This window comes from Agromyces sp. CCNWLW213 (genome assembly GCF_037199545.1).
Lineage (GTDB): Bacteria > Actinomycetota > Actinomycetes > Actinomycetales > Microbacteriaceae > Agromyces.
On sequence record NZ_JBBBDX010000003.1, the window covers coordinates 138,379 to 165,178 of the forward strand.

General features: G+C 72.6%; 23 protein-coding genes. 16 read left to right on the forward strand and 7 right to left on the reverse strand.

The features are described 5' to 3' along the window. The first annotated feature begins 2 nt into the window (after window positions 1–2). The 3 genes from clpS (at window position 3) to WBQ80_RS07915 (ending at window position 1,998) form a co-directional block, all read left to right on the forward strand. Window positions 3–299, forward strand: a complete 297-nt coding sequence (gene clpS, locus WBQ80_RS07905; protein WP_442892681.1) for an ATP-dependent Clp protease adapter ClpS — start codon at window positions 3–5, stop codon at window positions 297–299. After that, complete coding sequence (locus WBQ80_RS07910; protein WP_336571446.1) at window positions 296–793, forward strand: DUF2017 family protein; 498 nt, start codon at window positions 296–298, stop codon at window positions 791–793. Before clpS ends, WBQ80_RS07910 begins: the two co-directional genes overlap by 4 nt. Before the next feature lie 74 nt (window positions 794–867). Further along, window positions 868–1,998 carry a hypothetical protein gene (locus WBQ80_RS07915; RefSeq protein WP_336571445.1) on the forward strand — a complete coding sequence of 377 codons (1,131 nt, stop codon included), beginning with the start codon at window positions 868–870 and terminating at the stop codon, window positions 1,996–1,998. Window positions 1,999–2,122: 124 nt separating this feature from the next. Here WBQ80_RS07915 and WBQ80_RS07920 read toward each other — a convergent pair whose 3' ends face one another. Then, complete coding sequence (locus tag WBQ80_RS07920) at window positions 2,123–2,518, reverse strand: SHOCT domain-containing protein (RefSeq protein WP_336571444.1); 396 nt, start codon at window positions 2,516–2,518, stop codon at window positions 2,123–2,125. Between the two features lie 177 nt (window positions 2,519–2,695). Here WBQ80_RS07920 and WBQ80_RS07925 point away from each other — a divergent pair, with 177 nt between their 5' ends. From WBQ80_RS07925 to WBQ80_RS07940, 4 genes are all read left to right on the forward strand, one after another. Then, complete coding sequence (locus WBQ80_RS07925) at window positions 2,696–3,772, forward strand: AI-2E family transporter (protein ID WP_336571443.1); 1,077 nt, start codon at window positions 2,696–2,698, stop codon at window positions 3,770–3,772. A gap of 84 nt (window positions 3,773–3,856) precedes the next feature. Further along, on the forward strand, window positions 3,857–5,005 hold the full coding sequence (locus tag WBQ80_RS07930; RefSeq protein WP_336571442.1) for a type III polyketide synthase: 1,149 nt from the start codon (window positions 3,857–3,859) through the stop codon (window positions 5,003–5,005). 3 nt (window positions 5,006–5,008) lie between these two features. Beyond that, window positions 5,009–5,770 carry a methyltransferase domain-containing protein gene (locus WBQ80_RS07935; RefSeq protein ID WP_336571441.1) on the forward strand — a complete coding sequence of 254 codons (762 nt, stop codon included), beginning with the start codon at window positions 5,009–5,011 and terminating at the stop codon, window positions 5,768–5,770. Then, entirely contained in the window at window positions 5,763–6,935 is a 1,173-nt protein-coding gene (locus WBQ80_RS07940; protein ID WP_336571440.1) for an FAD-dependent oxidoreductase, read from the forward strand. The genes WBQ80_RS07935 and WBQ80_RS07940 overlap by 8 nt, the downstream gene beginning before the upstream one ends. Window positions 6,936–6,953: 18 nt before the next feature. On the opposite strand, the gene WBQ80_RS07945 is transcribed toward WBQ80_RS07940, so the two are convergent. Further along, window positions 6,954–7,406: a nitroreductase family deazaflavin-dependent oxidoreductase gene (locus WBQ80_RS07945; RefSeq protein WP_336571439.1), complete on the reverse strand. Its 453-nt coding sequence runs from the start codon at window positions 7,404–7,406 to the stop codon at window positions 6,954–6,956. 257 nt (window positions 7,407–7,663) lie between these two features. Between WBQ80_RS07945 and WBQ80_RS07950 the strand changes: the two genes are divergently transcribed. Both WBQ80_RS07950 and WBQ80_RS07955 read left to right on the forward strand, forming a co-directional pair. Next, complete coding sequence (locus tag WBQ80_RS07950) at window positions 7,664–7,936, forward strand: hypothetical protein (protein ID WP_336571438.1); 273 nt, start codon at window positions 7,664–7,666, stop codon at window positions 7,934–7,936. A 92-nt stretch (window positions 7,937–8,028) separates the two neighbouring features. Next, a complete protein-coding gene (locus WBQ80_RS07955) occupies window positions 8,029–10,239 on the forward strand; it encodes an ATP-dependent Clp protease ATP-binding subunit (protein WP_336571488.1) in 2,211 nt (736 codons plus the stop codon). Window positions 10,240–10,290: 51 nt separating this feature from the next. On the opposite strand, the gene WBQ80_RS07960 is transcribed toward WBQ80_RS07955, so the two are convergent. Then, window positions 10,291–11,595, reverse strand: coding sequence for an MFS transporter (locus tag WBQ80_RS07960; RefSeq protein WP_336571487.1), 1,305 nt, complete (start codon window positions 11,593–11,595; stop codon window positions 10,291–10,293). Window positions 11,596–11,722: 127 nt separating this feature from the next. On the opposite strand from WBQ80_RS07960, the gene WBQ80_RS07965 reads away from it, so the two are divergent. Both WBQ80_RS07965 and WBQ80_RS07970 read left to right on the forward strand, forming a co-directional pair. Further along, the gene (locus WBQ80_RS07965; RefSeq protein WP_336571437.1) at window positions 11,723–12,772 is read left to right on the forward strand and encodes a zinc-dependent alcohol dehydrogenase family protein; all 1,050 of its coding nucleotides are present in this window, start codon (window positions 11,723–11,725) and stop codon (window positions 12,770–12,772) included. Window positions 12,773–12,882: 110 nt separating this feature from the next. Beyond that, window positions 12,883–13,395 (forward strand): hypothetical protein, encoded by a 513-nt coding sequence (locus WBQ80_RS07970; RefSeq protein ID WP_336571436.1) that lies wholly within the window; start codon window positions 12,883–12,885, stop codon window positions 13,393–13,395. Window position 13,396: 1 nt separating this feature from the next. Here WBQ80_RS07970 and WBQ80_RS07975 read toward each other — a convergent pair whose 3' ends face one another. Then, the gene (locus WBQ80_RS07975) at window positions 13,397–13,987 is read right to left on the reverse strand and encodes a nitroreductase family protein (RefSeq protein WP_336571435.1); all 591 of its coding nucleotides are present in this window, start codon (window positions 13,985–13,987) and stop codon (window positions 13,397–13,399) included. A 210-nt stretch (window positions 13,988–14,197) separates the two neighbouring features. Between WBQ80_RS07975 and WBQ80_RS07980 the strand changes: the two genes are divergently transcribed. Further along, on the forward strand, window positions 14,198–17,755 hold the full coding sequence (locus tag WBQ80_RS07980; RefSeq protein WP_336571434.1) for a cell wall-binding repeat-containing protein: 3,558 nt from the start codon (window positions 14,198–14,200) through the stop codon (window positions 17,753–17,755). Window positions 17,756–17,835: 80 nt separating this feature from the next. On the opposite strand, the gene WBQ80_RS07985 is transcribed toward WBQ80_RS07980, so the two are convergent. After that, window positions 17,836–18,921, reverse strand: coding sequence for a threonine aldolase family protein (locus WBQ80_RS07985; RefSeq protein WP_336571433.1), 1,086 nt, complete (start codon window positions 18,919–18,921; stop codon window positions 17,836–17,838). A gap of 215 nt (window positions 18,922–19,136) precedes the next feature. Between WBQ80_RS07985 and WBQ80_RS07990 the strand changes: the two genes are divergently transcribed. The 4 genes from WBQ80_RS07990 (at window position 19,137) to WBQ80_RS08005 (ending at window position 24,399) form a co-directional block, all read left to right on the forward strand. Further along, window positions 19,137–20,156 (forward strand): iron ABC transporter substrate-binding protein, encoded by a 1,020-nt coding sequence (locus tag WBQ80_RS07990; RefSeq protein WP_336571432.1) that lies wholly within the window; start codon window positions 19,137–19,139, stop codon window positions 20,154–20,156. Window positions 20,157–20,232: 76 nt separating this feature from the next. Continuing rightward, window positions 20,233–21,840, forward strand: a complete 1,608-nt coding sequence (locus WBQ80_RS07995) for an ABC transporter permease (RefSeq protein ID WP_336571431.1) — start codon at window positions 20,233–20,235, stop codon at window positions 21,838–21,840. After that, the gene (locus tag WBQ80_RS08000) at window positions 21,837–22,973 is read left to right on the forward strand and encodes an ABC transporter ATP-binding protein (RefSeq protein WP_336571430.1); all 1,137 of its coding nucleotides are present in this window, start codon (window positions 21,837–21,839) and stop codon (window positions 22,971–22,973) included. The genes WBQ80_RS07995 and WBQ80_RS08000 overlap by 4 nt, the downstream gene beginning before the upstream one ends. A 94-nt stretch (window positions 22,974–23,067) precedes the next feature. Further along, on the forward strand, window positions 23,068–24,399 hold the full coding sequence (locus WBQ80_RS08005; protein WP_336571429.1) for an MFS transporter: 1,332 nt from the start codon (window positions 23,068–23,070) through the stop codon (window positions 24,397–24,399). Between the two features lie 48 nt (window positions 24,400–24,447). Here WBQ80_RS08005 and WBQ80_RS08010 read toward each other — a convergent pair whose 3' ends face one another. Then, window positions 24,448–25,107, reverse strand: a complete 660-nt coding sequence (locus WBQ80_RS08010) for an SDR family NAD(P)-dependent oxidoreductase (RefSeq protein ID WP_336571428.1) — start codon at window positions 25,105–25,107, stop codon at window positions 24,448–24,450. 109 nt (window positions 25,108–25,216) lie between these two features. Continuing rightward, window positions 25,217–26,680 (reverse strand): DUF6421 family protein, encoded by a 1,464-nt coding sequence (locus tag WBQ80_RS08015; protein WP_336571427.1) that lies wholly within the window; start codon window positions 26,678–26,680, stop codon window positions 25,217–25,219. Between the last annotated feature and the right edge of the window lie 120 nt (window positions 26,681–26,800).

The window sequence follows — 26,800 nt, forward strand, 5'->3', positions numbered from 1 at the left end:
CGGTGGCGACCACGATCGAGCAGCTCGACGCCGACCTCGTCACCGACGAGGTCGTGCGACCCGACGTGCCCTGGCAGACCGTCGTGTGGGACGACCCGGTCAACCTCATGACCTACGTCACCTACGTGTTCCGCAGCTACTTCGGCTACCCGCGCGAAGAGGCCGAGCGGCTCATGCTGCAGGTCCACAACGAAGGGCGGGCGGTCGTCGCGACGGGCAACCGCGAGGCGATGGAACGGCACGTCCACGCGATGCACGGGTACGGCCTGCAGGCGACGGTGTCGAGGGCCGAGCCGTGATCGTCGCGGGCCGCGAGGGAGGCGCCGACGGCGTCCGCCTCGTCCTCGAGACCGAGGAGGCGATGCTCCTGTCCGAGCTCGCCGACCAGGTCGACTCGGTGCTGCTGCTCGGCGGCGAGGACGACCCGGCGCTCGACCGGCTGTTCCCCGCCGCGTACCGCGACGACGAGGCATCCGCCCGCGACTTCGAGCGGTACACGCGCGACAGCCTCGTCGACGGCAAGCGCCAGGCGGCGCAGGCGGTCCGGGATGCCACGGCGGTGCGCCGCGGCGACGGCGTCGTCGAGATCGAGCTCGACCAGGCGCAGGCGTGGGGGTGGCTGACGTTCCTCACCGACCTGCGGCTGATCCTCGCCGAACGCGTGGGCGCCACCGACCCCGATGAGGCGGAGCCGGCCGACGACGAACGCGACGACTACCTGCGCGCGGCGTACGAGTGGGCGGGCGTCGTGCAGGGATCGATGCTCGAGGTGCTCGACCCGATCGGCCGGTAGCTGGCAGTCTGGTCCCGCGAGCCGCGTACACGCGCCGGGGAACGGCGGGGCGCGGCCGCTGAGCGGAGGCCCACATGTCCCAGCCGGCGTCCATCCTCGGCATCCTGAGGGAGCCCACGCGCACGACGGAGTCGGTCGAATCATCGGCGCTCATCGTCGGCTCCGCGGTGTTCGTGCTCGCGGCGCCGCTCGGGCTGCTGCTGTTCTGGGGGCAGGCGCTGCCGATCGCGGGCCGGGGCTCGCTCGGCATGGCGGTCGCGCTCGGCGCCGCGATCGCCGCCGCGCTCGCCTTCGTCGCCGGCCGGCTCGTGCTGCGTCGCCGGTTCGGCGCGCCGTCCGCCGCCGAGGTCGACACGGGCGGCGTGCGGGCCGCGACCGGTTCACCCGGCGCTCCCGACCAGCCGGGACCGCGACTGCACTGGTTCGACGTGGCGGCGCTCGCGTTCGCCCACGCGGTGATCGCCCTGCTCGGCTGGACCGGCCTCGCCGACGTGCTCGAGCAGAGCTTCCAGGGCGCCGAGGTGTTCACCATCCCCGCGGCGCTGCTGTTCGGCGTCGCGCTCGCGGTGACCGCCTACGTGTGCTTCCTGTCGTCGGTGCGGATGACGCCCATGCTGCTGTCGATCGTGCTCGCCGTGTTCCTCGTGGTCGGGGTCATCACCGCCATGCTGAGCGCGAGCGATCCGCTCTGGTGGCAGAAGAACCTCAGCGCGCTCGGGATGACCGACGACCTCTCGTCGCTCGCGTTCAACCTGACGCTCATCATCGCGGGCGCGATCGTCACGATCGTCGCGCGCTACGCCACGAGCGGGTTGCCCGCCGGCACGGACCGCGAGCGGCGCGGCCGGGACCTCGTGCGATGGGGGCTCGTGCTCATCGGCATCCTGCTGGCGCTCGTGGGCGTGTTCCCGGTCGACCGGTTCTTCCTCGTGCACAACACCGTCGCGACCGGCATGGCCGTGGTCTACGCGGTCCTGGTCATCGGCCTGCCCCGGTTCCTGCCCTCGATGCCGCGCGTGTTCGTGGTGCTGGGCTGGGTCTACGTCGGGGTGATCGTGCTGCTCGGGGTCTTCTTCGCGACCGGCTACTACAACCTCACCGCGGTCGAGCTCGTCGCGGGCGTACTGATCTTCAGCTGGATCATCCTGTTCCTCCGCAACACGGGATCGGTCGCGCCGAAGCGGGTGGTCGCGGTCACCGCCTGACGCACCGGCGGGCGACGAGCGAACGCCCGTGCCGAGAACCGAGCGGCTCTCGACACGGGCGCTTCGCGTCGGCTCGACCACCGGGCGGGCGCGTCGCGTCCCGCCCGGCAACCGGAACGGTGTGTCAGGAGTGGGCGAGTGCCCTGGTCTTCAGTGCCTCGTACTCCTGCGGGGTGATGGTCCCGGCGTCGAGGAGCGCCTTGGCCTTGGCGATCTCGTCGGCGGGGCTGTGGGCGCCCGCGGTCTGCCGGATGTACTGGTCGGTCGCCGCCTGCATCTCCGAGGCCTGCTTCGCGGAGCGACGCGCCATGCCGTCGCCGCGGGCGATGAGGTAGACGAGCGCCGTCAGGAACGGCAGGAACACCAGGAAGATGATCCAGACCGCCTTGAGCCACCCGCTGAGCTCGTGGTCGCGGAACAGGTCGCCGATGATCGCGAAGAGGGCGAACAGGTAGGCGATGAATGCGAAGCTCCAGAAGAAGATCCACACGAAGTTCCAGAAGTTGTCCCAGAAGTCCACGGACGTGCGCCTTTCTCTCGGTCGTGAGGGACTGAGGACCTGCTCCCTCGAGCGTCACACTACCCACCGGCCCGCGACCCTCCGGGACTTTCGGCACGCGGGTCTCCGGCCCCGTCCTAGGGTGGTGCCGTGGACGCCAGGGGCGCTCGCGCGGAACCGGCGCCGAGCATTCGCAGCATGGTCACCGTCATCGCGGTCATCGCCGCCCTGGGCGCGCTCTGGTTCGCGCGCGAGATCGCGGCGCCGCTCGCGCTCGCCGCGGTGCTCGTGATCATCGTCCACCCGATCCGGCATCCCCTCGAGCGCCGAGGCTGGCCGCGCTGGCTCGCGACGACGGTGGTCGTCGGGGTCGCGTACCTGATCCTGGCGCTGCTTGCGGCCCTGCTCGTCTTCGCGGGCTTCGAGTTCGGCGCGCTCGTGACCGACGTGCTCGACGAGCTCGAAGCGGCGGCCGTCTCGTTCGGCGACTGGCTGGTGTCGATCGGGCTCGGCGGGCAGGCGGCGGATGCCGCGGCATCCGCCCTCGACCCCTCGGTGCTGCTCGACGTGGCGCAGGGGGTCAGCGGCTGGCTCATCGGATTCCTGACCGCCGCGTTCTTCGTGCTCGCGTACATCATCTTCATGGCGGCGGACGCCGCCCGGTACGGGCGCGCCGAGCGCGCGTTCGGGCCGGGCATCCGCCCCACGGTGGCGCGCATCCGCGACTACAACTCCTCGGTGCGCCGGTACTACGTCGTGAACGCCTCGTTCGGCGCGGTCGTGGCGGTCGTCGACGGGCTCGCGCTGTGGGCGCTCGGGGTGCCCGCGCCGGTCGTCTGGGCGATCCTCGCCTTCGTCACCAACTTCATCCCGAACATCGGGTTCGTGCTCGGCCTGGTGCCGCCCGCCGTCCTCGCGTTCGTCGTCGGCGGGCTGCCGCTCATGCTCGCGGTGATCGCGGTCTACGCCGTCGTGAACGTCGTCCTGCAGGTCCTGGTGCAGCCCAAGTTCGTGAGCGACATGGTGGATCTCTCGCTCACCCTGAGCTTCTTCTCGGTCGTGTTCTGGACCTTCGTGATCGGCCCGCTGGGCGCCATCCTGTCGATCCCCCTGACGCTGCTCGTCCGCGACCTCCTGCTCGACCGCGACCCGGGCGCCCGCTGGCTGCGCTGGCTCTCGGGCGACGCGCGCCCCGACCCCGTCACGCCGTGGGAGGCGCCCGGCGTGCCCCACGGCCCCGAGCGCACCCAGCACACTCCCGGCCGCGATCCCTAGACCCGCGCGCGGCCCGCTCGTTAGTCTGCAATCGGGAGAGGGGGCACCCATGCCGCAGCCAGGTACCGACCCGGGGACGACGGCGTGAGCGCGGGCGTGACCCTCCGCGGACTCTCGACCGTGGTGCCGCGCACGGAGCTGCCGCAGGCCGCCGTTCGGGACGTGTTCGCCGCCCAGCCCGGCCTCAACCGCCTCGCGCAGCGCATCATCACGACCTCGTTCGACGTGTCGGGCATCGAGCGGCGGTACACCGTGCTCGACGAGCTGACCTTCGAGGACGTCGAGGGCGAGCCGCTCTTCTTCGACCGCACCACCGGCGAGCTGCTCATGCCGGGCACCAGGACCCGCAACGACATCTACGCGATCGAGGCGACGAAGCTCTACGTCGAGGCGGCACGGGCGGCCATCGCGGCGACGCCCGGCGTCGAGGCATCCGACGTCACGCATGTCGTGACCGTCTCGTGCACGGGCTTCTACGCGCCGGGACCCGACTTCATGATCGTGCGCGAGCTCGGCCTCGGAGCCGCGGTGCAGCGCTACCACCTCGGCTTCATGGGGTGCTACGCGTCGATCCCCGCGCTCCGCACCGCGAAGCAGTTCTGCGAGGCCGACCCCGACGCGGTCGTGCTGGTCGTGAGCGTCGAGCTCTGCACGCTGCACCTGCGCTCGTCGAACGACCCCGACACGATCGTCGCGTCGTCGCTGTTCGCCGACGGCGCCGGGGCCGGCATCGTGACCGCGCGTCCGCTGGACGCGGGCGAGCGGGCGCTCTCGCTCGATCGCTTCGAGACGCGCATCACGCCCGTCGGCGAGGGCGACATGGCATGGAAGATCGGCGACCACGGCTTCGAGATGGTGCTCTCGAACGCGGTGCCCTCGATCATCGACGACCACATCACGGGTGCGCTCGAGCCGCTGTTCGCTCCGGACGACGACCTCGCCCGGGCGCTGGCGACGGATGCCGCGGGCGAGCACGTCGCCCACTGGGCGATCCATCCGGGCGGCCGCAGCATCCTCGACAAGGTCGAGTCGCGCCTCGCGCTCGCCGAGGAGCAGCTCGTGCCCGCGCGGTCGACGCTGCGCGACTTCGGGAACATGTCGAGCGTGACGGTCCTCTTCGTGCTGCGGAACATCCTCGACCAGGCCTCGTCGGTCGACGGCGACCGGGTCGCCGCGATGGCATTCGGGCCCGGGCTCACCGTCGAGTCCGCGCTGTTGACGGTGCAGGGCTGACGGATGCCGCGTCCCGCCGCCAGCGAGCCCGGCCTGCTGCGCGCCCTGGGCGGGATGCACCGGCGCGACGAGCACGCGATCGAGCTCATGGACGACCCCGCGGCCGACCCGGTCGCGCTCGACCGCACCTACCGCCGGTTCGGGATCGTGAACCGCATCGTGTCGCGTCCCGCGGCCGTGTACGAGGAGTGGGTGCGGCCGCATCTCTCGCCGACGCGCACGTCGCGACTGCTCGACGTGGGCGCCGGCGGCGGCGACCTGCCGCTGCAGATCCTGCGGCACGCGGAACGCGACGGGCTCCGGCTCGAGGTGCTCGCGATCGATCCCGACGAGCGAGCCGTGCGGTACGCGGCGCGTCACGCGGAACCCCGACTGCAGGTTCGCACGGCGACCACCGCCGACCTCGTCGCCGAGGGCGAGACGTTCGACGTCGTCTGGTCGAACCACGTGCTGCACCACCTCACGCCCGCCGAGCTCGGCGCGCTGCTCGCCGACACCGAGCGGCTCGTGGCCCGAGGCGGCATCGCCGTGCACGGCGACATCGAACGCAGCCGCGGCGCCTACCTGGCGTTCTGGGCGGCGACCCTGCCGTTCGCGCGGACCGTGTTCCGCGGGTCGTTCATCCGGCCCGACGGGCTCACCTCCGTGCGACGGAGCCACACGGCGGCCGAACTGGCCCGCGTGCTCCCGAAGGGCTGGCGCGTCAAGCGCGGGTTCCCCGCCCGCCTCGAGCTCGTATGGGGCAGCGAGATCGCCGATGACTGATCCGGCCGAGGCCGAGCGCCCCGACACCCGCATCCACGACGTCGTCATCGTCGGCGGCGGCGCGGTCGGGCTCCTGCTCGCGTGCCTGCTCGGCCGCCGGGGCCGCGACGTCGTCGTGCTCGAGCGTCGCGCGGCGCCGCCGCCGCCCGGGTCGACCTCGCGCGCCATCGGCGTGCACCCGCCCGGACTCAAGGTGCTCGACCACGCGGGCATCGGCGATGCGGTGCGGGAGCGCGCGGTCGTGATCCGCGAGGGGCGCGTCACGTGCGAGGGCCGCACGCTGGGTTCCCTGCGGTTCCCGCGGTCCGCACTCGTGCGCTCGCTGCCGCAGCGCGAGGTCGAGGCCCTGCTCGAGGCGCGCCTCGCCGAACTGCCGGGCGTGCGGCTGTGGCGCGGGGTCGAGGCGATCGGGCTCCGCGACCGCGGCACGCACGTCGTCGTGGCCGGCAGGGAGGGCGGTGTCGAGGTCGCCGTGCCGGCGCGGTACGTGGTGGGCGCCGACGGGGTGCGCAGCGGCATCCGCTCGATCATCGACGCACGCTGGCGACCGCGCGGGCGCGGCGCGACCTACGTCATGTGCGACACGCGCGACGACACGGGCGCGCGGGAGACCGCGTTGCTGCACTTCGAGCCGAGCGGCGTGGTCGAGTCCTTCCCGATGCCGGGCGGCATCCGTCGCTACGTCGCGCGCGTGCGGCGCCGCCCGTCGGTGCTCGACGCGTCGGCCGTCGCGGCGATCGTCGAGGCGCGCACCGGCCGGGGGTTCGACACGGATGCCGCCGGCGAGCCGACCGCGTTCGACGCGCGGCAGCACCTCGCGCAGCCGATCGCCGCCGGGCGGGTGGCCCTCGTCGGCGACGCCGCCCACGAGGTCAGCCCCATCGGCGGGCAGGGCATGAACCTCGGGTGGATCGGTGCGCAGCAGCTCGACCACGAGCTCGACGCGGCGCTCGCCGCCGGTGCTCCGCTCGACGTGTTCACCGCCTACGAGCGCGCACGGCGCGCCGCGGCCACCCGGGCCATGCGGCAGGCGGCGTTCAACATGCGCATGGGCGCGCCCGTCTCGGGGGTGCGCCTGCGCGTGCGGAACGCGTCGGTGCGGCTGCTCGGGCTGCCGCCGGCGCGCTCGGTGCTCGCGCGCGCGTTCACGATGCGCTGGCTCTGAGCGGCGCCGGAAGCGGCGCTACGCCTCGGCCCCCGGGTCGAACGGCGTGAGCACGAAGAGCGGGATCTCACGATCGGTCCTCGCCTGGTAGCGGTCGTAGTCGGGCCAGACCTCGGTCGCGCGCGCCCACCACGCGGCCTTCTCGTCGCCGGTGACCTCGCGCGCGAGGTAGTCGCGCTTGACGGGGCCGTCCTGCAGCTCGACGTGGGGCTCGCGCTTCATGTTGAAGTACCAGGCGGGATGCTCGGGGTCTCCGCCCTGCGAGGCGACCACCGCGTACTCGCCGTCGTGCTCGACGCGCATGAGCGCGGTCTTGCGCAGCTTGCCGCTCTTCGCGCCGACGGTGGTCAGCACGATCACGGGGCGCCCGCGCAGCAGGTTGGCCTCCTGCCCGCCCGTCGCCTCGTAGGTCTCGGCCTGGTCGCGCGCCCACTTCGACGTGCTCGGTGCGTACTCGCCCTGCAGCGGCATCCGTTCCTCCTCGCTTCGGTCCTGTGGGACGCCAACGCCTCGGCGGGCCGGGTGATTCCCGCGCTGGGCCGGACGCTTCCGAAACCCCCGCCGCCGGCACCGCCCGCCGCTTCCCGCACCGCCCGCCGCTTCGGGCACCGCTGCCGGAGGACGCACGGCGCGCGGCGGCTACCGCGATCGGGCGGGAGACGCAAGCCCGGGACGACCGGGCCCCGGCGAGCCTACGCTGGCCGCATCGCGGAAGCGGAGGAGCGGGCATGGGCACGATGGGCGAGAGCGACGAACGGTACCGGGACGATGCCGAGGCGAGGAGCGTCGGCCAGCCGGCATCCGCCGACGATGCGACGGAGGCCACGTACGACGGCCGCGACGACGACCACCGCGGCCTCGTGGCCGGCGGACCGATCGACGCGACGGGGGATGCCGGCGGGTCCCGCGCGGGTGCGGGCGAGGTCGAGGCCGACCGGGCGCGGGCCGATGACGCCGATCCCACCTTGGAGATGGACGCCGAACCCGGCGAGTCCGGCTGAGCCGCTCGCGGCCGACCACTGGAATACCCCTCGCACGGCGAGAGTTGAGCGTAGTAGACTCAAGTTCGTCGAAAGGTGTCTTCGTGGCCAACATGCAGGGCGCGCCGAGCTCGCAGGAGGAGCAGAAGTCGGCGCTCGAACAGTACGGCGTCAACCTCACCGAGATCGCGCGCCAGGGCAAGCTCGACCCGGTGATCGGGCGCGACGCCGAGATCCGCCGCGTCAGCCAGGTGCTGACCCGGCGCACCAAGAACAACCCCGTGCTCATCGGCGAGCCGGGCGTCGGCAAGACCGCCGTCGTCGAGGGGCTCGCGCAGCGCATCGTGGCCGGCGACGTCGCCGACTCGCTGAAGGACAAGCAGCTCGTCGCCCTCGACATCTCGGCACTCGTCGCCGGCGCCATGTACCGCGGGCAGTTCGAGGAACGCCTCAAGGCCGTGCTCAAGGAGATCAACGACGCCGAGGGGCGGATCATCACCTTCGTCGACGAGCTGCACCTGCTCATGGGCGCGGGCGGTGGCGAGGGCTCCGTCGCGGCATCCAACATGCTCAAGCCCATGCTCGCCCGCGGCGAGCTGCGGCTCATCGGCGCGACCACGCTCGACGAGTACCGCGAGTACATCGAGAAGGATGCCGCGCTCGAGCGCCGCTTCCAGCAGGTGTTCGTCGGCGAGCCGAGCGTGGAGGACACCATCGCGATCCTCCGCGGACTCAAGGGCCGGTACGAGGCCCACCACGGGGTGACGATCACCGACGCCGCGCTCGTCGCCGCGGCATCCATGTCGAACCGCTACATCTCCGCGCGCCAGCTGCCCGACAAGGCGATCGACCTCGTCGACGAGGCCATGTCGCGCCTCAAGATGGAGATCGACTCGAGCCCCGTGGAGATCGACCAGCTCAAGCGCCAGGTCGACCGCATGAAGCTCGAGGAGCTCGCCCTCAAGAAGGAGAAGGACGACGCCTCCAAGGAGCGCCTCGCCGCCCTGCAGGAGACGCTGGTCGGGCTGGAGCGCGAGCTCGTGCAGCTCGAGGAGCGCTGGGCGCGCGAGCGGATGTCGCTGAACCGCGTCGGCGAGCTGAAGAAGGAGCTCGACGAGGCGATCACCCAGCGCGACCGCGCGATGCGCGAGGCCGACTACGCGACCGCGTCGCGGCTCGAGTACGAGACGATCGCCCGGCTGCAGCGCGACCTCGAGGAGGCCGAGCGCGCCGAGCAGGCCCCCGACGAGCCACGCATGGTCAACGAGCAGGTCACCGAGGAGGACATCGCCGCCGTCATCGCCCAGTGGACCGGCATCCCGGTCGGCCGGCTGATGCAGGGCGAGACCGAGAAGCTGCTCCACCTCGAGCAGGAGCTCGGGCGTCGCGTGATCGGCCAGAAGCGCGCCGTCGGAGCCGTCGCCGACGCGGTGCGCCGCGCGCGTGCGGGCGTCTCCGATCCCGACCGGCCGACCGGCTCGTTCCTCTTCCTCGGTCCGACGGGCGTCGGGAAGACCGAGCTCGCGAAGGCGCTCGCCGAGGTGCTGTTCGACGATGCGCACGCCATGGTCCGGATCGACATGTCGGAGTACGGCGAGAAGCACTCGGTCTCCCGGCTGGTGGGCGCGCCTCCCGGGTACATCGGCTACGAGCAGGGCGGCCAGCTCACCGAGGCCGTCCGGCGGCGGCCCTACTCGGTCATCCTGCTCGACGAGGTCGAGAAGGCGCACCCCGAGGTGTTCGACGTGCTGCTGCAGGTCCTCGACGACGGCCGGCTCACCGACGGCCAGGGTCGCACGGTCGACTTCCGCAACGTGATCCTCGTGCTCACGTCGAACCTCGGCTCGCAGTTCCTCATCGAGCCGACCCTCTCGTGGGAGGAGAAGGAGGCCGCGGTCATGGCCGCGGTGCGCCAGGCGTTCAAGCCCGAGTTCGTGAACCGCCTGGACGACCTCGTGGTGTTCTCGACCCTCACCGAGGAGGAGCTCGGCGAGATCGTGAACCTCCAGATCGACCGTCTCACCGCCCGGCTGCACGAGCGCCGGCTCGAGGTCGGCGTCACGCCCGACGCGCGAACGTGGCTCTCCGAGCGCGGCTACGACCCGCTGTACGGCGCGCGGCCGCTGCGCCGCCTGATCCAGACCGAGGTGGCCGACCGGCTCGCGCGGGCGCTGCTCGCAGGCGACATCCGCGACGGCGACACGGTCGTGGTCGGCCTCGACCCGAGCGGCGAGCACCTCACGGTCGCACGGGCCGAGGCCGCGGGCGACGCGCCGATCGGGGGCGACCACGACGTGATCGACGCCGAGATCGTCGAGGAGTAGGCGACGAAGGATGCCGCGGGGCCGGACCCTGTGGCATGCGCGGCCCGCGCGTCAGCGGGACTCCGACGAGGGTTCCCTCGCTCCGCCGACCTCGCCGTCGGCCGTGTCGGGGCCGTCGGTCACGCCGTTCGCCGGGGCGGGCACGCGGCGTTCGAGTGCCATCGCGAGCAGTGCGATGACCGCGCAGCCGGCGACCATGGTCGCGACGTACCAGGCGTCGAGCCCCTCGCCGAGCAGGAGGCCGGCGACGATCGGACCGGTGATCGCTCCGCCCTGGAAGGCCGCCGAGTTGATCGCGTTGACCCGCCCGCGGTTGCGGTCGGTGGCGAGGTCGTTGTACATCGCCGGCACCGTCGGCTGCAGCATCGTCTCGCCGAAGGCGAAGACGCCCATGAACGCGAGCACGCCGATCGCAGCGGCGAGCGTGTCGGGCAGGAGCCCCGTGGCGCCGAGCACCAGCCACGAGGCGGCCCACACCAGCGCCATCACCTGCATGACGCGCGTCCGCCGGTGGCCGGCGATGAGCTTCAGCACGGCGAACTGCAGCAGCACGATGACGGCGGTGTTGACGGCGAAGGAGAAGCCGATGACGCGCGTCGAGACCTCCGAGACCTGACGCGCGAATGCCGGGAAGCCCGCCTCCAACTGCCCGTACCCGATGAACATCGCGATGAAGGTGAGCAGCGTGAGCCACAGGATCGCGGGGCGGCGGAGGATGGCGCGGTAGCTCGCCGCGCCGGCGGAGTCGTCGGGGTGCTCGCCCGGCGCGGCCTGCGTGCGGACCCGGCGGAGCGGTCCGAGCAGCAGCGCGACGGGGACGAGCGCGCTCGCCGCGTCGATCAGGAAGATCGCGGTGAACGTCGCGGGCTCGTCGACGTCGACGAAGAAGCCGCCCACGATGCCGCCGACGCCGATGCCGAGGTTCACGAGCGCGAAGTTCACGCCGAAGTACTGCTGGCGCAGTTCGCCGTCGACGACGGTCGCGATGAGCGCGTTGAAGCCCGGCCAGGAGACGCCGAAGTTCACGCCGATGAGCACGAGCGCGACGGCCGCGACCGCCGGGTGCGTCGCGAACGCGAGCAGCGTGCACCCCACGATCATCGACGCGAGTCCGACGAGCAGCACCGGGCGGGCGCCGTACCGGTCGATGAGCGTTCCGCCGGGACCCGTCACGAGGAGCCCCGTGATCGCGATGAGGCTCATCAGCGCGCCGGAGAGCGCGAGGTCGAAGCCGCGCACCTCGTGCAGGTAGATGATCGTGAACGGCAGTGTGAGTCCGCGCCCCAGCGTCGAGACGGCGACCGTCGACAGCAGCCAGCGCCCCTCGGTCGGCAGGGCGCGCCAGAAGGCCGTCATTCCGGTCACTCGAAGCATTCTGCCCGAGCCGACCGACACGGGCGGCCGCACGCCATCGGTCCCCGCGCAGCGGATGTCGTCCGCGCCGCCGCGCCGGCGCCGCGCGCGGTCCGCGTAGGCTCGCAGCATGCTCGCCACCGTCATCCACGCTGCCCGTGACATCCGCGTCGAGGAGGTGCCGGACCCCGTGCTCTCGACGGGCGGGGACGCCGTCGTGCGCGTGGTCGCCGCGTGCGTGTGCGGCTCCGACCTGTGGCCGTACCGCGGCGTCACGCCGACGCACGAACCGCACCGCATCGGGCACGAGTTCGTCGGCGTCGTCGAGTCGGTGGGCGCCGAGGTGGCGCAGGTGAAGGAGGGCGACTTCGTGATCGCCCCGTTCTACGTCTGCGATGGCACGTGCGCCAACTGCCGCAACGGCGTCAGCACCTCGTGCCTGCAGGGCAGCTGGTGGGGCGGCGACGACAAGGTGGGCGGCAGGGCCGACGGCGGCCAGGGTGAGCGCGTGCGCGTGCCCCTCGCGGACGGCACCCTCTTCGTCGTGCCCGGCCCGGTCGGCGACGACGAGGTCCCCGGGCTGCTGACGCTGTCCGACGTCATGGGCACCGGCCACCACGCCGCGGTCTCGGCGGGCGTCGGCCCGGGCGACTCGGTCGCGGTCGTCGGCGACGGCGCCGTGGGGCTGTGCGCGATCATCGCCGCGAAGCGCCTCGGTGCGACGACGATCATCGCGATGTCGCGGCACGCCGACCGGCAGGCGCTCGCGCGGGAGTTCGGTGCGACGCATGTCGTGGAGGAGCGCGGTGACGAGGGCGTGGCCGCCGTGCAGGAGCTGACGGGCGGCATCGGCGCCGACCGCGTGCTCGAGTGCGTCGGCACGAAGGAGTCCATGGACCAGGCGCTCCGCTCGGCGCGACCCGGCGGCATGGTCGGCTACGTGGGCGTCCCGAACGGCGGGCCCGAGCTGCCGATCCGGCAGATGTTCAACCGCAATGTGGGCGTGAACGGCGGCGTCGCCCCGGTGCGCGGGTACATCGCCGAGCTGCTGCCGGACGTGCGCTCCGGCGCCATCCGCCCCGGCCTCGTCTTCGACCTCGACCTGCCGCTGACGGATGCCGCTGAGGCGTACGCCGCGATGGACGAGCGCCGCGCGACCAAGGTGCTCCTGCGCCCCTAGCCCTGCGCGCCCCACCGGGGATCCCGCGGCCGATGGCGGGGGATCCCCGCCGGCCGATCGGGGGGCCGGCGGGATGGGACGCCGCTGCGCCGCTCCGTAGCGTCGAGGACATGAGTGAACTCCGTCATGCTCCCGACCGATCCGCCCGCCGAGCCCCCGTGCTCGGCCTCCCCGTCCTCGTGGTGCTCGGCCTCGTCGCCATCGCGCTGCCGCGCGTCGTCGTGCACGACCTCGGCCTCGTGCCGCCGCAGGGCGTCGCCGCCGCGCTGCTCGCGATCGTGCCCCCGCTGGTGTGGATCGGCGTCGCCGTGGTGTGGTCGACGCGGCCGTTCCGCTCGCTGCTCGCGGCGGGGGCGGGGTACGGCATCGGCCTCGCGGCCATCCACAACCTGATGTGGGGCGTCGTGTTCGCCGGGGACGCCCCGCGCCTCGGCGGCAACCTCGCGGAGGTGCCCCAGGGGATCGCCGAGGTCGGCATGCGCATCGCCGCATCCTTCAGCAGCCTGCTGGTCGGGCTCGCCGTCGGCGCGCTCGCGGGGCTCGTGGCGTGGGCCGTGCGCGCCGTCGTCTCCCGTGCCGGCGTCTCGCGCCTTCCCCTCGCCGCGGGGTCCGCGCGGAGCTGACTCAGGCCGCGGCGATGACGATCTCGTCGAGCGGCTTCCGGCTGCGCGGGGCGATCTCGCGCTCGCGAAGCGGTTCGGGAAGGGTCGAGGCGTCGCCGACCTTGCCGACGGCGGTGATCGAGACGACCTCGAGGCCGTCGCGGAGATCGAAGGCCTCGGCCAGGCGCGCTGAGTCGAACCCGCCCATCTGGTGCGTGTGCAGGCCGTCGTGCTGGGCCTGCACCGTCAGGTGCGCCACGGCCTGGCCGAGGTCGTACGTGGCCCAGCGTCGAGGACGGCCGGCCTCGTCGGCGACCTCGGCGATGTTCACGATGAGGGCGGCGGCCGAGTCGGCCCACGCCCGGTTGAATCCGGCGAGCGCGTCGTGCACCAGGGCGAACTCGGTGGACCCGCGCCGGGCGACGATGAAGCGCCACGGCTGGCTGTTGTTCGCCGAGGGAGCCCAGCGCGCGGCCTCGAGGAGGGTGCGCACGTCGAGCTCGGTGAGCTCGGCCGCAGGGTCGTAGGCGCGAGGGCTCCAGCGCTCCACGAGCGGAGCGATGAGCGGCGCGTCGGTGTCGGCGTGTCGGTGAGCGGTCTCGATGAGCGTCATGGCGTCTCTTTCCGGTTGATTCGTCAGAGGGACGCCGTCGGCCCGTTCCATTGCAACGCATGGACCTGGGCGGTATTCCGAGGCGTGCAACTCCGTCGCCCGGGTACTCCGGCATCAGAGGCGGTGCTGTGCCTCGAACGGGGGTCATGCCCGGCCATCCGTGCCGCCCCTATGCTTCGAGAGCCCTTCACAGACAGGAACCCTCCCTCCTTGAACCCGAACACCCCCGGGCGGCGGCCGCGGTCGCTCGTCGCCCTGCTCCTCGCCCTGCTCACGATCCTGACCATCTCGCAGCCCATCGCGGCCGGTGCAGCCGAGATCGCCCCCAACCTGGTCTCGCTCGACCGGACCTCCGCCGACATCGTCCAGCACGGCGATGAGGTGGTGATCGCGTGGGAGTTCGACGCCCCGGTCGACTCGGTGAGCGTGATCCTGCGCGACGGCCTGGGCGGGCAGCAGTACCTCTACGGCGGTTGGGAAGCCGCGACGTCGGGTGAGACCCGTGGCATCGTCGACACCACGGTGTGGCCGGGTGGCGCGGCGGCCTTCGACGGGCTGAGCTACTCGTGGACCTCGGGCGAGACCTCCCACTGGGTCGAGCTGGACGCCGACGGCGAGGTCCGGTGGGCCAGCGACGGGCTCGAGACGATCCCGCCGGCCGGCGCCGCGATCGGGACGGTCGGCTTCGACGTCCAGTCCGATGTCGACCTCTCGACGCCGCCCGCCCTGCAGAGGGTCACTCGCACGTCCGGCGATGTCGTCGTCGACGGTGAGCAGCTCGTGATCGAGTGGGAGTTCGATCGGGCCGTCGACTCGGTCGCCTTCCAAGTGCGCGACTCCCTCGGACGGACCCATCGGGCCGAGTGGCGCTCATGGCTCTCGGGAACCGGTCCGTCGACCGCTGGAACGGCGGCCGTGGCGATCGACACCCCCCTCTGGAGCGGGGGCGAGGTCGTCTTCGACGGGCTCGACTACGCCTGGAACGGCGGCTCGATGTCGCTGGATGCCACGGGGACGGTGTGGTCGAAGCAGCCCCAGGGGATCGCGGACGCGACGCTGCCGCCGGGTGTGAGCGATTCCCTGCGATTCATCGTCGACTCCGAGTTCGACCCGACGGCGGTCCCGCTCCTGACGTCGCTCACCCGGACCTCCGCCGACATCGTGCGGGAAGGCGACGAGATCGTCGTCGAGTGGGCATTCGACGCGCCCGTCGACGATGTCCACGTCGTCCTGCGCGACTCGCTCGGCGGGCAGCACCGCCTCTGGGGCTGGACCTTCGGCCCGGCTCAGGCAGGCGACGCCCGCACCGTCGTGGACACGAGCGGATGGCCGAGCGGCGAGGTCGTCCTCGATCACATCACGTACTCCTGGGGGTCCAGGTCGGTCACGCTCGACGCGAACGGCGATGTCGCGTGGGCGTCCGAGGGAGTCTCCGAGATCCCGTCCGCGGCCGAGGCGATCTCCGTGCCGGCGTTCCAGGTGGAGTCGGACGTCGACCTGTCGCTCCCGCCCGCGCTGTCGAGCGTGACCCGCGCCTCACCCGACGTCCTGACCGACGGGGAGGAACTCCAGGTCGCATGGGCGTTCGACCGGCCGGTGGATTCGCTTCACCTGCGCTTCCGCGATTCGCTCGGCGTGCGCCACTACGTCTACTGGTCGATGTGGCAGGAGGGCACCGGCCCGGCGAGCGAAGGCATCGCGCGCGCGCAGATCGACGCGAACGCCTGGTCCGGAGGAGCGATCGTCTTCGATGGCATCGAGTACTCCTGGGGGAACTCCTCGATCTCGTTCGATGCTGCGGGTGAAGTGGAACACCGGTACCCGTCCGGCCTCCAGACGGTGCCGCTCCCGATGGCCGAGCTCTCCGCGCTCGAGTTCGTCGTCGAATCGGACGTCGACCTGACCGCGGTGCCGTCGGTGGTGTCCGCAGGCCTCGTGTCGGGGCCGGTGCTTCGCGACGGCGAGGCTCCCGCGATCGCCTGGGAGACCGACGCCCCTGTCCAGTGGATGGCGTTCCGGTACTTCGACGGCCTCGGCCGCGAGCAGCAGGTGACCTGGAGCGGCGAGCCGGCGACCACGGGCGTGGCCGCGGAGCAGTTCGAGGGCGCGTCCTGGGCACCGGGCGTCGCCGAACTCGCGGGGGTCGCGTACTCGATGCCCGGCGGCGACCGCTCGATCGGCCTTGCTCGCGACGGCTCGGTCTCATCGAAGCGGCCGGCGGGCCTCGACGACCCGATCCCGTACGCGCCCGGATTCACCGCGCTCGACTTCACGGTCGAGACCGACGCGGTGTTCGAGACCGTCACGGTCCCGAGCCCGGTCTTCACCGATGCGACGTGCGATGCGCCCGCCGACCTGCTCCTCGAGGACTTCGATCACGGCAGCTGGAGCTGGTATCCGGGTGGCGGCGGATACGGCGGCGGCGGCGAATCGCACGACGGCGAGCCGGGGGGCATGGTCGTCGGTCAGACGTACACCGTCACGGCCCACTTCGAGGACGGATGGGGCACCACGGGCGAGTCGCAGTGGACGCATCGGTACGCCGACCCGGGTTCCTGCGAGCCGCTCCTCGAGTTCTCATCCGCGCCGGTCCCGGCGATCTCGGGCGACCCGGTCGTCGGGTCCACCCTCGCGGTCGCGGCCGGGGCGTGGGAGCCGCGGCCCGTCGAACTGTCGATCCAGTGGCTCCGCGACGGAGTCCCCGTGGTCGGCGCCACGGCACCGACGTACGACCTCACTGCGGCCGACGCGGACGCGGTGGTCACGGTCGAGGTCACGGGAGCGAAGGACGGCTACGCCACCACGGTCAGGTCGAGCGATCCGGTGAACGTGACCGAACCGGCGCCGGTCGCCGATCCCGTCACCCGGGTGTCGGGCGAGGGCCGCTCCGGAAGGGCGGTGGCGGTCTCGGCGGCCGGCTGGGAGCCCGGGGTCGAGGTCGCGTTCGTGGTGAACGGAACGGACCAGACCTCCGCGATCGCCGGCGCGGCGCTGGCCGGAGCGTCGGGTGGGCCGCTGCTGCCGGTGAGGGCCGCGTCGATCCCCGCCGACGTGCAGGCGGAGCTCGAGAGGTTGGCCCCCGCTCGGATCGTGGTGCTCGGCGACGCGCGCTCGGTCGGCGACGCGGTCGCGGACGAGTTGGGCGAGTACACGGATGGTTCCGTCGATCGAGTGGCCGGCGAGGGCCCCTTCGGGATGTCCGCGGCGATCTCGGCCGCGGGATGGCCCGCGGGCGTCGAGGTGGCCTTCGTGGTCGACGCCGCCGACGAGGCGTCCGCCCACCCCGGCGCTGCCCTGGCGGCCACGGCTGATGGGCCCCTGCTCGCGGTCCGGGAGTCCTCCGTGCCCGAGGAGATCGCCGCGGAGCTCGAACGACTTGAGCCGGAGCGCATCGTCGTGCTCGGCGGCACCGACGCGATCGGCGACTCGGTGATGACCCGACTCGACGCCTTCACCGACGGTTCGGTGACCCGTGTGTCGGGCGACCGCCGCTTCGGGATGTCGGCGGCCGTCGCGGAGAGCGGATGGTCGTCGGGGGCCGAGGTCGTGTTCGTGGCGAACGCCTCGGACGACGCCTCCGCCGTCGCGGGAGCAGCACTCGCGGGCTCGTCGGGTGCGCCGGTCCTCTCCGTGAAGGACACGTCGATCCCCTCCGAGATCCGCGCCGAGCTCGACCGGCTCGACCCGAAGCGGATCGTCGTGCTCGGCGGCACCGATGCGGTCGGCGTCGCGGTCTTCACGGAGCTGGCGGCGTTCGTCGTGAGATGACCGAGCCCGCCGACGAACGCCTCGGGACCACGAGGTCTCGATGGTCCCGAGGCGTTCCGGGCGGGTCGTCCGGCCCCGCGTCAGGCGGTCGCCAGCTCCTCGCGGATCCCCGCGACGAACGCGTCGATGTCGTCCTCGGTCGTGTCGAACGAGCACATCCAGCGCACCTCGCCGCGCGCGGCATCCCAGTCGTAGAACTTGAAGCCGCGGTCGCGCAGGCGGTCGGCGACGCCCTGGGGCAGGACGGCGAAGACGCCGTTCGACTGGGTCGGCTGCGTGAAGGAGAGACCGGGGAGCTCGCCCGCGGCGATGCCCGCGTCGAGCGCATCGCGGAGGCGGCGGGCCATGGCGTTCGAGTGCGCGGCGTTCCGCAGGTAGAGGTCGCCGTCGAGCAGCGCGATGAGCTGCGCCGACACGAAGCGCATCTTCGACGACAGCTGCATGTTGAGCTTGCGCAGGTACTTCAGGCCCTCGGATGCCGCCGGCTGGAGCACCACGACGGCCTCGCCGAGCAGCGCCCCGTTCTTGGTGCCGCCGAAGCTCAGCACGTCGACGCCCGCGTCGCGCGTGAAGGCGCGGAGCGGCACGCCGAGCGACGCGGCCGCATTCGAGATGCGGGCGCCGTCCATGTGCAGCTTCATGCCGCGCTCGTGAGCGTGGTCGGCGAGGGCGCGGATCTCGTCGACGGAGTACGCCGTGCCGAGTTCGGTGGTCTGCGTGATCGACACGACGAGCGGTTGCGCGCGGTGCTCGTCGCCCCAGCCCCACGCCTCGCGGTCGACGAGCTCGGGCGTGAGCTTGCCGTCCTCCGTCGGGACCGTCAGCAGCTTGATGCCGCCGACCCGCTCGGGTGCGCCGCCCTCGTCGACGTTGATGTGGGCGGTGGACGCCGAGATGACCGCGCCCCAGCGGGGGAGCATGGACTGCAGGGCCGTGACGTTCGCTCCGGTGCCGTTGAAGACGGGGTACACCTCGACCGGGTCGCCGAAGTGCCGCGCGAAGACCGCGTGCAGGTGGGCGGTGTACTCGTCGTCGCCGTAGGCGACCTGATGCCCGCCGTTCGCGGCAGCGATCGCGCCGAGCACCTCGGGGTGCACGCCGGAGTAGTTGTCGGAGGCGAAGCCGCGGACGGCGCGGTCGTGCAGGGGCTCGAACTCGTGGGTCACCGGTCGATTCTCCCAGATGCGCCCGGGCGCCCGGGCCGCAGGCGGGCGGGCGCGGCCCCCGCGCGCCTCCGGTCGGCGGACGCCGCCGCACGTGAACGACAGCTGAACCGTTACCGCAACGGGTTGACTCCGGCGGCGCGTGAGGCTAAGCTAAGTAACGACCCCGCATCGCGACGGGTCCTCACCTTCCACCGACCGATGGAGTCTGCACGCCCATGCGCGCCCACCGCGGAATCGCCCTCGCCACGACCGGACTCGCCGCCGCGCTCGCCCTCGCCGGCTGCGCGACCGACCCCGCCGACGAGGAGGGCGCGCTCACGGTCTACGTCGGCCGCGACGAGGAGCTCGTCGGCCCGCTCATCGAACGGTTCGAGGAGGAGTCCGGCATCGACGTGGAGGCGCGCTACGCCGCGACGCCCGAACTCACCGCCCTGCTCCTCGAGGAGGGCGAGCAGACGCCCGCGCAGGTGTTCCTCTCGCAGGACGCCGGCGCCCTCGGCGCGCTGACCGACGCCGGCCTCGCCGCCGAGATCCCCGCCGAGCTCGCCGACCTGATCCCCGAGGGCTTCACCTCGCAGGACGGCTCGTGGATCGGCGTGACCGGCCGTGCCCGCGTCATCGCCTACGACGGCGAGCAGCTCGCCGAGGACGACGTGCCCGACACCGTCGACGCGCTGACCGGCGAGGAGTGGGCCGGCCAGGTGGCCTTCGCCCCCGGCAACGCGAGCTTCCAGTCGTTCATCACCGCGCTGCGCGTGCTCGAGGGCGAGGACGCCGCGGCCGAGTGGGTCGAGGGGATCGCCGCGAACGACCCCGAGCTCACCGAGAACAACCTCGCCTCGCTCGACCTCGTGAACAACGGGCAGGTGCAGCTGGGCCTCATCAACCACTACTACTGGTTCCGCCAGGCCGCCGAGGTCGGCGCCGACGAGATGCGCGCGCAGCTCAAGTTCCTGCCCGGCGACCCGGGCGGCATCGTGAACGTCACGGGCGCGGCGATCCTGGAGGGCGCGGCCGACGACCCCGACGCGAGGGCGTTCGTCGAGTTCCTCGTCTCCGAGGAGGCCCAGCGGTACTTCGTCGAGGAGACCTTCGAGTACCCCCTCCTGCCCGGCGTCGACGCGCCCGAGGGCCTGCCGGCGATCGAGACCCTCGTGAACCCGGGCCTCGACCTCTCCGACCTCGACTCCGTCGAGGAGTCCCAGCGACTCCTCGCCGACAACGGCCTGATCTAGGCATGGGCGGGGCGGATGCCGCGGTCGGGCCCTCCCAGCCGGCGCACGCGTCCCCCGGCCTACGCTTGAGCACGAGATGACTGCCCAGGTCGCGACACCGAGCCCCCGCCGCCCGTGGGGGCTCATCGCGGCATCCCTCGTCGCCGTCGCGCTCGCCGCGATCCCGGTCGTGCACCTCGTCGTGCGCGTGGTCTCGGCCGACCCGGCCGAGCTCGCGGCGGTGTTCGAGCGTCCCCGCATCCCGATGCTCGTGGGCAACTCCGTGCTGCTCGCGACCTCCGTCACGGCGACCGCCGTCGCGCTCGGGGTGCCCAGCGCGTTCCTGCTCGCCCGCACCCGCCTCCGCTGGCGGGGTCTGTGGGCCGTGCTCGCCGCGCTGCCGCTCGCGATGCCGTCGTACCTGGCCGCGTACGGGTGGCTCGCGTGGCAGCCGTCGATGAAGGGGTTCTGGGCGGCCTGGCTCGTGCTGAGCTTCGTCTCGGTGCCCTACGTGACACTGCCGGTCGCCGCCGCGCTGCGCATCGGCGGGACGGGGCTCGACGACGTCGCCCGCACGCTCGGGCGCGGTCCGCTCGGCTCGTTCATGCTCGGCACGTGGCCGCAGATCCGCCCCGCGGTCCTCGCGGGCGGGCTGCTCGTCGCGCTCTACACGCTGAGCGACTTCGGCGGCGTGGCGCTGTTCCGGTTCCCCGTCCTCACGACCGCCATCCAGCAGGCGTACTCGGCGAGCTTCAGCCGCGACGAGGCCGCCGTGCTCGCGGTCCTGCTGGTGACGCTCGCCCTGCTCGTGGTGGTCGGCGAGCAGTTCGCGCGCGGCCGGGCCGCCCGCCGCATCCAGGCCGCGCCGACGGCCGGCCGGCGACGGATGACGCCGCTCGGCCGCTGGGCGGTGCCCGGGACGGCCCTGCTCGCCCTCGTGCCCGCGGTGGCCGTCGTGGTTCCCGTCGCCGTGCTCGTGTCGCGCGTGCTCACGGCCGAGACCCTGCGCGAGTTCGACCCGGCGAACCTCGCGAGCGCGATCGGCAACACGGTGCTGCTGTCGGCCGGCGGCGCCGTGGTGGCGGTGGCGCTCGCGCTCCCGATCGGCGTCCTGGCCGCACGGCATCGCGGCCGGATCGTGCGGGCGGTCGAGTCGACCGGCTACCTCGCGCTCGGGCTGCCCGGCATCGTCGTCGGGCTCTCGCTCGTCTTCTTCTCGCTGAGCGTCGTGCCCGCGCTGTACCAGACGGCGCTCGTGCTGGCCTTCGGGTACGGCGTGCTGTTCATGCCCAAGGCGATCGGCTCGATCCGCGCCGCGACCGGGCAGGTGCCGACCTCGCTCGAGGACGTCTCGCGCACGCTCGGCAACTCGCGCGCCCGCACCTGGCTCACCGTCACGGCGCGCCTCGCGCGGCCGGGCATCTTCGCCGCCGCGATGCTCGCCGCGGTGAGCGCGATGAAGGAGCTCCCGGCCACCCTCATGCTGCGCCCGACGGGCACCGACACGCTCGCCGTCGAGCTGTGGCAGCGAACGGATGTCTCCGCCTACGGCGCCGCCGCGCCGTACGCGGTCGCACTGCTGCTCGTCGCCGCGGTCCCCGCGTTCCTCCTCTCCGACGCGCGCGCCGGGCGGGAGGCCACCCGGGAGGCGATCGCCCCCGACACGCGCGCCGGGCGCGAGGCGAACAGGGAGGTCATCGCATGAGCCGGCTGGAGGTCCGCGACCTGACCGTCGGATACGAGGGCGGTCCGGTGCTGCACGCGGTGGACGTGGAGGTGCCGCACGGCGAGCTGCTCGCCATCGTCGGTCCCAGCGGCTGCGGCAAGACGACCCTGCTGCGCACCATCGCGGGCCTGCTCCGCGCGCAGTCGGGCGAGATCCGGATCGGCCACCGCATGGTCACGACGCACGGCATCCACCTCGCCCCCGAGAAGCGCCGCATCGGCTGGGTGCCCCAGGACGCCGCACTGTTCCCGCACCTCACGGTCGCAGAGAACGTCGCCTTCGGGATGCTCGCCGGCCGCGGGTCCTCGCGCGCCGCCCGGCGCGCGGCGAAGTCCGACGAGGTGCGCCGCCTGCTCGACCTCGTCGACCTCGGCCCCCTCGCGAACCGGGCGCCCGGACAGCTCTCGGGCGGGCAGGCGCAGCGCGTCGCGCTCGCCCGTGCGCTCGCGGCCGGGCCGGAGCTCGTCCTGCTCGACGAGCCGTTCGGAGCCCTCGACCCCATGCTGCGCGCCGACCTGCGCGCGTCGGTGCGCGAGCTGCTGCGCGCCGAGGGCGTCACCGGCATCCTCGTCACCCACGACCAGGCCGAGGCACTCTCGATCGCCGACCACGTCGCGGTGCTACGCGGCGGCGAGGTGCTGCAGCTCGGCACGCCCGAGGAGGTGTACCAGGTCCCCGCGACCCCGTGGGTGGCCGGGTTCGTCGGCGACGCGGTCTTCCTCCCCGGCGTGCTGCACGGCGACGAGGTCGCGACGTCGATCGGCCGGCTGCGTGCGGTCCCGGTGACGGATGCCGCGGGCCTCGCGCCCGCCGACGGCGACGACGTCACGGTCCTGATCCGCCCGGAGGAACTCCGCGTCAGGCCCGCCGGTTCCGGTGCGGCCGCCGAAGCGGCGCCGGACGGCGCGGCCGCCCGCGCGGCATGCGCGGCCCTCGAGGGCATCGTGACCGACGTGGAGTACACCGGGCACGACGCGATGCTCGCGGTGTCGCTGGCCGACGGCATGCGCCTGAGGGCGCGGGTGACGGCGTCCGGCCTCGTCCCGCGCGGCACCGCGGTGCGCCTCGCGGTCGCCGGCGCGGTGCTGGCGTACCGGCCGGAACCCGCCTGATCCGGCGCCCGGCCGCTGCACCGGGCTCTTCCGTCGTCCCCTGAAGCGCGCCAAGATGGACCGTGATGGGTCGCGTCGCGTCGAGCAGCCGCACATGACCGCCCCCGGCACGGCGGATGCCCCGGGGCGGGCCGCCCGGCGAGTCCAGGGCACCTACTACACGCTGACGCTCGGCAACACCCTCGCCGCGTCGTTCATCTGGGGCATCAACACCCTCTTCCTGCTCGACGCGGGGCTCACCAACCTCGAGGCCTTCGCCGCCAACGCGTTCTTCAGCCTCGGCATGTTCCTGTTCGAGATCCCGACGGGAGTGGTCGCCGACACCCTGGGTCGTCGTGCCTCCTACCTGCTCGGCACCCTCACGCTCGCCGCGACGACCGCGCTGTACTGGCTGCTCTGGGTGTGGGAGTCGCCGTTCTGGGCCTGGGCCGTGGTGTCGATCCTGCTCGGGCTCGGCTTCACGTTCTTCTCGGGCGCGGTCGACGCCTGGCTCGTCGACGCCCTGCATGCGACGGGGTACCGGGGGAGCCTCGAGGCCGTGTTCGGCCGGGCGGTCATCGTCGGCAACGTGGCCATGCTGGGTGGGTCGGTGCTCGGTGGCGTCGTCGCGCAGCTCACGAATCTCGGCGTGCCGTTCCTGCTCAGGGCGGGGATCCTCGTGATCATGTTCGTCGTCGCGGCCCTGCTCATGCGCGACCTGGGCTTCACCCCCGAACGCGGCGTCGGACCGCTGACGGCGACGCGCACCGTTTTCCGGGCGTCGGTGCGGTACGGCCTCGGCAACCGCCCGGTGCGCTGGCTCATGCTCACGACGCCCTTCACGACCGGCGTCGGCTTCTACGCGTTCTACGCGCTCCAGCCGTACCTGCTCGAGCTGTGGGGCGACGAGGGGGCGTACTCGATCGCGGGACTCGCCGCCGCGCTCCTCTCGGGGGCCGGCATCGTCGGCGGGCTGCTCGCCCCGGTCGTCCGGCGTCGCTTCCGCAAGCGCACCTCGGTGATCCTGCTGTCGACGCTCACGAGTGCGGCGGTGCTCATCGCGCTCGCCGTCTCGGCGAACTTCTGGGTGGCGGTGGCGCTCATCGCCCTCTGGGGCATCTCGTCGTCGATCGACGACCCCGTGCACCGCGCGTACCTGAACGACATGATCCCGTCGAAGCAGCGGGCGACGGTGCTCTCGTTCGACTCGCTGCTCGGCAGCGCCGGCGGGGCCGCGATCCAGCCGATCCTCGGGCGCTCTGCGGACCTCGGCGGCTACGGATTCTCGATGCTCTGGAGCGGCGTCATCCAGACGTTCGCCGTGCCGTTCATCCTGCTGAGCCGCGCCCAGCACGACCCGGCCGACACCGCGCGCGAGGTGGCCTCCGCGCCGGAGCCCGGCGGCGGGTCGGCGACCGATGCCGCGCTGCCGCCCCCGGCCGACTGACCCGCGCGATCGCCCCGCAGGCGCGGCCGACCGCGCGGCCGGCGGTGCTCAGGCGGCGAGCGTGGTGACGCGCCCGTTCAGGTCGGATGCCGCGGCATCCGTCGACCACAGCGCCACGATCTCGTCGGCGAGACGGCCCTCGAGGCCCGAGAGCGACTTCACCCGGAACGTGACCGCGGCGGCGGGCGACTCGGCCTTGCGGAACCCGTCGGCGAGCGAGCGCATCCAGGACTCGCTCGCGGCCTTGATGGCGGTGTAGTTGGCACCGCCTGCGGTGGGCCGCTCGACCGTCGTCGATGAGACGATCGCGATGCGGCCGGCGTCGGAGTGCACGAGATCGTCGAAGAACACCCGGCTCACGTAGCGGAGCGCCGTGAAGGAGCGCTCGAGGACCCGGTAGTCCTCCTCCGTCTGGCCGGCGATGCCGCCCCCGCCGCGCCATCCGCCCACCAGGTGGACGACGCCGTCGACGTCGCCGACCTTGGCGTGCACGCGCATCGCGGCCTCGAGCACGTCGTCGCCGTCGGTCAGGTCGGCGCGCTCGCCGATCACTCCCGGGATCTCGACCTCGAGCTCGTCGAGCCGGCCCTGGTGGCTGCCGACGGCGACGACCCGGGCTCCCACGTCGACGAGGGCGCGCGCCACGGCGCGTCCGGCGGCGCTCGTGGCGCCGGCGATCACCACGACCTTGTCTTCCAGCTCAGTCACGGTAGGGAATCCTCTCATGCCGTCTCGGTGCGCATGCTGCACGCGCGACTCGGCCACCGGCGGTGGCACCGGTGGCCGAGTCGGGCACGTGCGGTCGTCTCGAGAGCCGTCAGGCGTCGGCGGCCGTGATCCCGACCGTCGACTCGATGACGGGCTTCATCTTCTTGTCGAGCGCCTCGTAGAACATCGACAGCGGGAACTCGTCGTCCATCACGAGGTCGGTGTAGCCCTTGGGCGGCCCGGCGAGCACCTCGCGGGGCAGGCCCTCGGCCCAGACCGACGCCGGGTTGGGCGCGAGCACCGACCGGACCAGCTCGTACGCGGCGAGCCAGTGCGCGGTCTTCGGCCGGTCGATCGACTTCCAGTAGAGCTCGTCGATCGCGTCGCCGAGCTCGACGACCGCGTCGGGCACCGCGTCCCAGTCGAAGCTGAGCGACACGTCGGTCCACTCGAGCACGTGCTTCTGGTGCAGCCACGCGAACAGCAGCTGGCCGCCCACGCCGTCGTAGTTGCGGACGCGCGACCCGGTGATCGCGAACCGGAAGATCCGGTCGAAGATCACCGCGTACTGCACGAGCTTGGCGTGCTCGAGCATCTGCGCGTCGACCGCGTCGAGGGTCTCGCCGTCGTCGACGCGCTTGCGCAGGCCGCGCTCGATCTTCACCGACTCGCGGAACGCGGTGAGGTCGCACCGCAGCTCCTCGAGCGAGTAGAGGAAGAACGGCATCCGCTGCTTGATCATGAACGGGTCGAACGGCAGGTCGCCGCGCATGTGCGTGCGGTCGTGGATGATGTCCCACATCACGAACGTGCGCTCGGCGAGCTCCTGGTCGTCGAGCAGCGACGCCGCGTCATCCGGCAGCTCGAGCTTGGTGATCTCGGACGCCGCGCGCACGACGCGCCGGTACCGGGCCGCCTCGCGGTCCTGGAAGATCGCGCCCCACGTGAACGGCGGGATCTCGCGCATGGCGACCGTCTCGGGGAAGAGCACCGCCGAGTTCGTGTCGTAGCCGGGCGTGAAGTCGACGAGGCGCAGGCTCACGAAGAGCTTGTTGCCGTAGTCGCCGGCCTCGAGGTGCGCGATGAACTCGGGCCAGATCGTCTCGACGACGAGCGCCTCGACGTGCCGGTCCGACGAACCGTTCTGCGTGTACATGGGGAACACCACGAGGTGGCGGATGCCGTCGACGCGGTGCAGCTGCGGCTGGAACTCGACGAGCGAGTCGAGGAAGTCGGGCACGCCGAGACCCTCGGACTGCCACCGACGGAAGTCGGCCTGCAGCGCCTCCAGATAGGCCGCCTCGTGGGGGAACCGCGGCGCGAGCGCGGCGACCGACTCGACGATCGCGTCGACGAGCGCGGATGCCTCGGGCCGGTCGGACTCCTCGGGGACCGAGCCGTCCTTCACCTGCAGGGACTGGAGACGCGTCGCGGACTCCTTCAGCCGGAGCCAGGCCGGGTCGGACTCCACGTCAGCGGCGAGGGCGATGAGCTCGGGGGTGATCTCGATGCCCGCCTCGTCCTCGAGAACCTCGGGCTCGCCAACGATTGCAGACAGGGTGTTCTGTGACATCGGAACCTCCGTTCTCAGGGGATCGGGCCTCGCGGCGCATCGTGGGGCGGGCGGAATCGCCTCGCTCGTCCAAGGCTACGTGCAGGCTCTTCGCGATTGATTGCGGGCGGACGCGGGATT

Coding starts and splice junctions, on each gene's coding strand:
- WBQ80_RS07965 (WP_336571437.1), top strand. CDS start 11,723: ATGCTCGCCACCGTCATCCACGCTGCCCGTGACATCCGCGTCGAGGAG.
- WBQ80_RS07960 (WP_336571487.1), bottom strand. CDS start 11,595: ATGACGGCCTTCTGGCGCGCCCTGCCGACCGAGGGGCGCTGGCTGCTG.
- WBQ80_RS08015 (WP_336571427.1), bottom strand. CDS start 26,680: ATGTCACAGAACACCCTGTCTGCAATCGTTGGCGAGCCCGAGGTTCTC.
- WBQ80_RS08000 (WP_336571430.1), top strand. CDS start 21,837: ATGAGCCGGCTGGAGGTCCGCGACCTGACCGTCGGATACGAGGGCGGT.
- WBQ80_RS07995 (WP_336571431.1), top strand. CDS start 20,233: ATGACTGCCCAGGTCGCGACACCGAGCCCCCGCCGCCCGTGGGGGCTC.
- WBQ80_RS07950 (WP_336571438.1), top strand. CDS start 7,664: ATGGGCACGATGGGCGAGAGCGACGAACGGTACCGGGACGATGCCGAG.
- WBQ80_RS08005 (WP_336571429.1), top strand. CDS start 23,068: ATGACCGCCCCCGGCACGGCGGATGCCCCGGGGCGGGCCGCCCGGCGA.
- WBQ80_RS07990 (WP_336571432.1), top strand. CDS start 19,137: ATGCGCGCCCACCGCGGAATCGCCCTCGCCACGACCGGACTCGCCGCC.
- WBQ80_RS07975 (WP_336571435.1), bottom strand. CDS start 13,987: ATGACGCTCATCGAGACCGCTCACCGACACGCCGACACCGACGCGCCG.
- WBQ80_RS07925 (WP_336571443.1), top strand. CDS start 2,696: ATGGTCACCGTCATCGCGGTCATCGCCGCCCTGGGCGCGCTCTGGTTC.
- WBQ80_RS07915 (WP_336571445.1), top strand. CDS start 868: ATGTCCCAGCCGGCGTCCATCCTCGGCATCCTGAGGGAGCCCACGCGC.
- WBQ80_RS07955 (WP_336571488.1), top strand. CDS start 8,029: ATGCAGGGCGCGCCGAGCTCGCAGGAGGAGCAGAAGTCGGCGCTCGAA.
- WBQ80_RS07970 (WP_336571436.1), top strand. CDS start 12,883: ATGAGTGAACTCCGTCATGCTCCCGACCGATCCGCCCGCCGAGCCCCC.
- WBQ80_RS07935 (WP_336571441.1), top strand. CDS start 5,009: ATGCCGCGTCCCGCCGCCAGCGAGCCCGGCCTGCTGCGCGCCCTGGGC.
- WBQ80_RS07940 (WP_336571440.1), top strand. CDS start 5,763: ATGACTGATCCGGCCGAGGCCGAGCGCCCCGACACCCGCATCCACGAC.
- WBQ80_RS07945 (WP_336571439.1), bottom strand. CDS start 7,406: ATGCCGCTGCAGGGCGAGTACGCACCGAGCACGTCGAAGTGGGCGCGC.